A 6,235-nucleotide genomic window follows, 5' to 3' on the forward strand; every position below is an offset into this window, starting at 1 on the left:
GTTGCATTGATTGCTGCGTCGACAGAACTAGCGGCCGAAGTGGCTGGCGTTCTTGGTCTGGTACTCTGCCCACTTCTCGGGCAGGTCGTCGCCGGCATAGATCGCAGAGACCGGGCAGACAGGAACACACGCGCCGCAGTCGATGCACTCGACCGGATCGATAAACAGTTGCTCGGAGTCGGCATAGCCGTCCTCATCCTTCTTCGGGTGGATGCAGTCCACCGGGCAGGCGTCTACGCAAGCCGTGTCCTTCGTCCCGATACAAGGTTCCGCAATCACATAAGCCATCTCGTTAAATCTCCCTTTGTACAACTTGAAAAGCACTGGTTGTGTCTGAGCTTGTGTCTCGATTTTAGCAGCACTTGCCGGTTCTTCTACAACTGAAGTCATTGCGGAAATAGGACTTTTCTGGACCTATTTCCGCATTGAACCCTCTGCGCTTACTTCGCAGCCTCGGCGCGTCTGGCGGCAAACTCCGCAGGCGTGGGGATCGGATCTAATCCTCTGCCCGCGAAGAGTTCCGTGAAGATGTGCTTCATCTCCGGCAGAATGAGGCCATTGGTGGCAAGCACTTCGCGGCTGTCGAGCGTGAACTTCCCGCCGTCAAAGTGAGTCACCGTTCCCCCTGCCTCGGCCACCAGAAGAACTCCGGCCGAGGTGTCCCACGGGTTGAGGTTGAACTCCCAGAAGCCGTCGAGCCGTCCGCAGGCGACGTACGCAAGGTCAAGCGCGGCAGAACCGGCCCGTCGAACACCGTGCGAGCGCAGCGTGATCTCGTGATAGAAGTGGACGTTGGGGCTGGCATGGCGCTTGCGGCTGGGAAATCCGGTCGCCGTAAGCGACTCCTGCAGCGTCTTGATCTTGGACACATGGATGGCGCGCCCATTCAGGAAGGCACCCTTGCCGCGCTCGGCAGAGAACATCTCGTTGCGCAAGGGATCGTAGATGACCCCAGCAATGATCTCGCCGTCGGCGTCTGCCGCCAATCCGGCAGGACGATGCTCAAGCCCCAGCACCACGCAGAAGGCCGGGAAGCCATGGGCAAAGTTCGTGGTGCCATCCAGGGGATCGACATACCAGCGATATTCGCTCTCCAACTGGTCGCGGGTTCCCTCTTCGCCGTAGATACCGTGGGCGGGAAAAGCCGCCTTCAGTTTTTCGCGGATAAGCTGCTCGCTGGCGCGGTCAGCCTCGGTGACGATGTCAACGTCGCCTTTGTACTCCGTGGAAACACCCTTTTCGTAGAACTTGCGGAGCAAAGCCCCAGCTTGACGCGCGATTCCGTCGGCCGTATGGGCGAATTCAAATTTGTTCACGAGCTACCTCTCAGTCTTCTTACTCATAAGACTAACGCGCATCGGAATAGTACCCCGTGCGATAGCGCAGAGAATACTTGTCCCGCAGGGCAGCGTCGTTCATCTTCACGCCAATCGTGCGCAGCGACTGATCGTTCCGCACTCCTTGCGGAGCGTAGTAGCCGAGCACGTACTGGGTGCGGAGATCGTCGGAAATGTGCGAAAAAGCCGCATCGAGAGCTTTGGGGTCTTCGACGTAGTAGTACTTGCCGCCGGTATCCTCGGACATTTGGATGAGAGCATGTTCGCCTCCGGTGTTGCGTCCGGCGTCGGCCTGAACCGGGACGATGATGAGCGAATAGATCATCGCTCCGGCGCGCTGGGCCTGCTCTAATGCTTGTTCGTAGCGGGTGTCTTTGGTGTCGACGCCGTCGGTGATGAGGACGAGGACGCGGCGGCGGCCTGCGTCCTGACGAGTTTGCGAGAGCCGCTGGGAGGCGAGATAGATGGCGTCGTACAAGACAGTTTCGTCGCCGGGCTGCAATTCGTTCAGTCCGCGCTCGATCTGCTTCTTCTGATTGGTAAAGGGAACGATCTCGCGAACGGTATCGGAAAAATCCATCAGGTCGAGCTCGTCCTGATCGCGCACAATAGCGTTGACGAAGTGCTTGGCAGCCTCTTTTTCAAGGCGTTCGTTGTTGAAAATGCTCTCGCTGGTATCCAGAGCAAGGACGATGGAAAGAGGTGTGGTGGATTCTTTTTCGAAGAAAGCTATCTTTTGAGGATGGTTGTCTTCACTGATCTGGAAGTCGCCCTGAGTCAGCCCTGGGACAGGCGCGCCATGAGCATCGGTAACGTTGACAGCCACGTTGACCAGGCGGGTCTCGACCTTGATGGTGGGCACCTGTTGCGGCGCCGGGCGTCGCTCAATCGGGGCCTGATATAGCAGCATAGCCGCAAGCGCAAGCGCGACGAGCCTCATCCCAGCGTCTCCTTCGCGGCGACCAGTTCCTCAGGAAAGGGCTCCCCCGCCGCCCAGACGACCCCATCAGCAAAGTGCTCCTTTTTCCAGATGGGAACAGTCTTTTTGAGCGTGTCGATGAGCCAGCGGCAGGCATCGAAGGCCGCGCCACGATGAGCGGATGCGACGACGATGAGGACACTGGTCTCGCCTACTTCAAGGCGTCCGAGCCGGTGAAGCAGCGTCACATCACGGATGGAAAACTTTGTGAACGCCTCGACAGCAAGGCTGCGCATCTGGCTCAGCGCCATCTCTTCGTAGGCTTCATAGTCGAGAAAAAGAGTCTGGCGCCCTCGGGTGTTGTTGCGAACGATGCCGTCAAAGACGCACACCGCGCCGTCAGGGCCAGACTTGACCTCTTCAAGCGCCGCCGCCGAGGCGATAATCGCTGTGCTGAGTTCGACTCTCATGCGCCCCACCTGTTCTGTGCGCCGCCGCTGACCGGAGGCAGCAGCGCGACTTCGTCGCCTTCACGCAAGGTCGTTGAGAGTGAGGCATACTCTTGATTGACGGCCACGGCCAGCGTCCTCCAGACGTCGCTCTGCTTAGACGTTTTGGCACGCAAAAGGCTGAGGAGCAAATCGACGGTCGCGCCGTCGGGCAGCTCGATCGGGTCGCGCTGGCTCGCGAACAGATCTTTCAAGGTTCCGAAGTAGAGCACGTTGACGCGCATGTCGGTAGGATATCGCGCTCGCGAGTTTAGTCGAACAGGGGTGGATTTGCTTCCTCTTCGGGCGAGGGATACCAGAGGCGCCGGCCCTCGACGCGGGCAAACTTCGTCAACTCGTGCGGCTTGCGAAAACTCTTGCCGTTGGCGGGGACAAAGATATCGTCAACAACACCGCCGCGCGCCAGCACAGCATCGCCAATGAGCGAGCGGTGGCAGCGCCAGGGAACGGCCTCGGCACACATGACCGTCGTAGCGTCGAGGTCTGGCAGAGCCATCAGCCAGTCGATCTGCTCGGAAAACTCGGGAGTCTGCATATAGTCCGCGTAACCACGAAAGCTCTCGTTGCGCCAGCCTCGGTTAATACTCTCCTTGCGAGCGGAGCGCCGCCCTCCAAGCGCCTTTCTCCAGACCGGTGCAATACCCGCCGCCTCAAGTGCAGCAAAGAGAGTCGGCTGCTCGAACTGCGGGTTATGGCGTGAGCGCGGGATCGTTCTGACATCGACAAGCCGACGGCAGGCGTTGTCTTTGAGAGCCTGAATGAAGACTTCCAGCGGCAGAGTAGAGTGGCCAATTGTCATCATGAGGGCTTCTCCTCCTCGCGAAAGAAAAGCGGCTCCTTTTTGAGGAGCCGCCCTTTATTGGATTGCAGAGCCAGCTTAAACCGCCGCCTGCAAAACCTCTTCACGTATCTGTTCGTCCTGGACCACCTCGCGTTTGGTGTGAGGCAGAGCTACGGCCAGCACGTCCTCGATATGCGAGGCGTAGTGAATGGTGACTCCCTCGATCTGGTCAGGCGTGAGGTCCTCGTCCACCTGCTGTTTGCACTCCGTGGGCATAATGACGTCACGAACTCCAGCACGCTTGGCGGCAAGGAACTTCTCCTTGATGCCGCCCACCGGCAGGACATTGCCGCTGAGCGTAATCTCTCCGGTCATCGCGGTAAGCGGATGAATCGGTGTATTCGTCAGCAGGCTGACCAGCGCCGTCGCCATGGTTACGCCAGCCGAGGGACCATCCTTCGGGATAGCTCCGGCAGGCACATGGATGTGCAGGTCGGTGTCCTTCGTGAAGTCCTCGTCAAGCCCAAACGATGCCGCATTGGAGCGGACCCAGGTCAGCGCCGCCTGCATGCTCTCCTTCATCACGTCGCCGATCTGGCCGGTGATGGTGAAGCCGCCCTTGCCCTTCATGCGGTTGGCTTCGATGAAGAGAATATCGCCGCCAGCGGGCGTCCAGGCGAGGCCGACCGCGACGCCGGGGCGCTTGGTGCGCTCGGCAATCTCAGTATCGACACGGACCTTGATGCCGCCGAGGAACTCGTGCACCATCTCAGGCGTAATGACGACCTTCTCCGTCTTGCCTTCCGCTACTCGGCGGGCCACCTTCCGGCAGACTGTACCGATAAGCTGTTCGAGCTTGCGGACGCCTGCCTCTCGCGTGTAGTGCCGCGAAATCAGGTGAACGCTCTCCGTCGGAAACTCGACCATCTCAGGACTAATTCCGTTTTCCTTGATCTGGCGCGGAATCAGGTAGCGCTCGGCAATGTTGACCTTCTCTTCCTCGGTGTAGCCAGTCAGCTCGATAATCTCCATGCGGTCAAGCAACGGCGCAGGAACCGTGTCGAGCTGGTTGGCGGTGCAGATGAAGAGCACCTTCGAGAGATCGAACGGCTGGTCGAGGTAGTTGTCGCGGAACGTGTTGTTCTGCTCCGGATCCAGCGTCTCCAGCAACGCGCTGGCAGGGTCGCCACGGAAGTCGCGTCCCAGCTTGTCGATCTCGTCGAGCATAAAGACAGGGTCATTCGTCTCGACGCGCTTCAGGTTCTGGATGATCTGGCCCGGCAGCGCACCAATGTAGGTGCGGCGATGACCGCGAATCTCCGCCTCGTCGTGCATACCACCCAGCGAGATGCGCGAGAATTTGCGCCCCAGCGCCTTGGCGATGCTGCGGCCAAGCGAGGTTTTACCCACGCCCGGAGGCCCGACAAAGCACAGGATCGGTCCCTTCATGTCCGGCTTCAAACGGCGGACGGAGAGGTAGTCAAGAATGCGGTCCTTCACCTTCTGCAGACCGTAATGGTCGGTGTCGAGGATCTCCTTAGCCTTGACGATATCGATCTCGCTGGCAGAACTCTTTGCCCACGGAAGAACAGCCAGCCACTCCACATAGTTACGCGTCAAGCTGTAGTCGGCAGCCATGGCATTCATGCGGCTGAGACGAGCAAGCTCCTTGAGGGCATCTTTCTTGACCTCCTCAGGCATCCCGGCGTTTTCGATCTTCTCCTTCAGCTCGGCAATATCCTTCTGCGAGTCGTCGAGATCGCCCAACTCTTTCTGAATGGCCTTCATCTGCTCGCGGAGGTAGTAATCGCGCTGCGACTGCTGCACCGAGTCCTGCACTTCGCTCTGAATCTTGTTGCGAAGCTGCTGGACCTCAAGCTCCTTGGCGAGATGCTTGTTGATGCGCTCGAGACGCGCCGAGACCTCCGGAGTTTCGAGTAGCTCCTGCTTATCCGTCGTTGTAAGGAACGGCAGGGACGAGGCGATGAAGTCGGCCAGGCGGCCCGGCTCCTCGATGTTGATGGCGATGGTCTGCAGATCGTCCGACAGCGTCGGCGACGAGGTGACGATGGACTGGAACTGGCTGACCACATTGCGCTGCAAGGCCTCAGCTTCGGGCGAGGTTCCAGGCTCAATCTCGTCAATGGTCTCGGCCTCCGCCATCATGAAGGGGGTCAACTGCGAGAACTCGCCCAGATGCACTCGCTCGTTGCCTTCCGTGAATACGAAGAGGCTCTGGTTCGGCATCTTGACGACCTTGTGGACGGTCGCACGGGTGCCGATAGCGTATAAATCTGTGGGCTGTGGCGTATCCTGACGAGCGTCCCGCTGGGCCACCACCAGGATGGTCTTCTCTTCGCCCAGCGATTGAATGAGCTGAATAGAGCTTTCACGGCCAACCGTTAGCGGCAGTACAGCATGAGGGAAGAGCACGGTATCGCGCACGGGAAGAACCGGAATCGGCCTCTTTGCAACGGCCTCTTCTCCAGAATTTTCCCCATTTTTGGATGCCTTCGGTTGAATCACACTTACGAAATCGTTTGACATTGAGTGTCCCTCTATCAGATTACCAGCTATTGGATGCAGCAAGTCTTCATCTGGTCGCAACCCGATCCCCTGCCCTGTAAGACGCCGCCTGGCCCCCCTCCGTCATCGGCGTGGCGGCTTTATTCATGAGGGGGCCGTGAAT

At 59.1% G+C, this 6,235-nt stretch carries 7 protein-coding genes; all 7 read right to left on the minus strand.

Translation table 11 applies throughout. The features are described from left to right. Positions 1 to 27: 27 nt before the first annotated feature. Positions 28 to 288: a ferredoxin family protein gene (locus tag VMU57_RS05360; protein ID WP_325381583.1), complete on the minus strand. Its 261-nt coding sequence runs from the start codon at positions 286 to 288 to the stop codon at positions 28 to 30. 152 nt (positions 289 to 440) lie between these two features. After that, positions 441 to 1,316, minus strand: a complete 876-nt coding sequence (locus VMU57_RS05365) for an inositol monophosphatase family protein (protein WP_325381585.1) — start codon at positions 1,314 to 1,316, stop codon at positions 441 to 443. A 31-nt stretch (positions 1,317 to 1,347) separates the two neighbouring features. Then, on the minus strand, positions 1,348 to 2,277 hold the full coding sequence (locus VMU57_RS05370; RefSeq protein ID WP_325381587.1) for a VWA domain-containing protein: 930 nt from the start codon (positions 2,275 to 2,277) through the stop codon (positions 1,348 to 1,350). Beyond that, on the minus strand, positions 2,274 to 2,726 hold the full coding sequence (locus VMU57_RS05375) for a molybdenum cofactor biosynthesis protein MoaE (protein ID WP_325381589.1): 453 nt from the start codon (positions 2,724 to 2,726) through the stop codon (positions 2,274 to 2,276). Before VMU57_RS05375 ends, VMU57_RS05370 begins: the two co-directional genes overlap by 4 nt. Continuing rightward, the gene (gene moaD / locus VMU57_RS05380; RefSeq protein WP_325381591.1) at positions 2,723 to 2,989 is read right to left on the minus strand and encodes a molybdopterin converting factor subunit 1; all 267 of its coding nucleotides are present in this window, start codon (positions 2,987 to 2,989) and stop codon (positions 2,723 to 2,725) included. Before moaD ends, VMU57_RS05375 begins: the two co-directional genes overlap by 4 nt. 26 nt (positions 2,990 to 3,015) lie before the next feature. After that, positions 3,016 to 3,567 (minus strand): DUF488 domain-containing protein, encoded by a 552-nt coding sequence (locus tag VMU57_RS05385; protein ID WP_325381593.1) that lies wholly within the window; start codon positions 3,565 to 3,567, stop codon positions 3,016 to 3,018. Between the two features lie 75 nt (positions 3,568 to 3,642). Then, on the minus strand, positions 3,643 to 6,093 hold the full coding sequence (gene lon, locus VMU57_RS05390) for an endopeptidase La (protein WP_325381595.1): 2,451 nt from the start codon (positions 6,091 to 6,093) through the stop codon (positions 3,643 to 3,645). Positions 6,094 to 6,235 lie beyond the last annotated feature (142 nt).

It is taken from the genome of Edaphobacter sp., from assembly GCF_035532915.1.
Lineage (GTDB): Bacteria > Acidobacteriota > Terriglobia > Terriglobales > Acidobacteriaceae > Edaphobacter.

Excerpts from the sequence above, each read along its gene's own strand:
- VMU57_RS05360 (WP_325381583.1), bottom strand. The coding sequence starts at position 288 with ATGGCTTATGTGATTGCGGAACCTTGTATCGGGACGAAGGACACGGCT.
- VMU57_RS05370 (WP_325381587.1), bottom strand. The coding sequence starts at position 2,277 with ATGAGGCTCGTCGCGCTTGCGCTTGCGGCTATGCTGCTATATCAGGCC.
- VMU57_RS05375 (WP_325381589.1), bottom strand. The coding sequence starts at position 2,726 with ATGAGAGTCGAACTCAGCACAGCGATTATCGCCTCGGCGGCGGCGCTT.
- moaD (WP_325381591.1), bottom strand. The coding sequence starts at position 2,989 with ATGCGCGTCAACGTGCTCTACTTCGGAACCTTGAAAGATCTGTTCGCG.
- VMU57_RS05385 (WP_325381593.1), bottom strand. The coding sequence starts at position 3,567 with ATGATGACAATTGGCCACTCTACTCTGCCGCTGGAAGTCTTCATTCAG.
- lon (WP_325381595.1), bottom strand. The coding sequence starts at position 6,093 with ATGTCAAACGATTTCGTAAGTGTGATTCAACCGAAGGCATCCAAAAAT.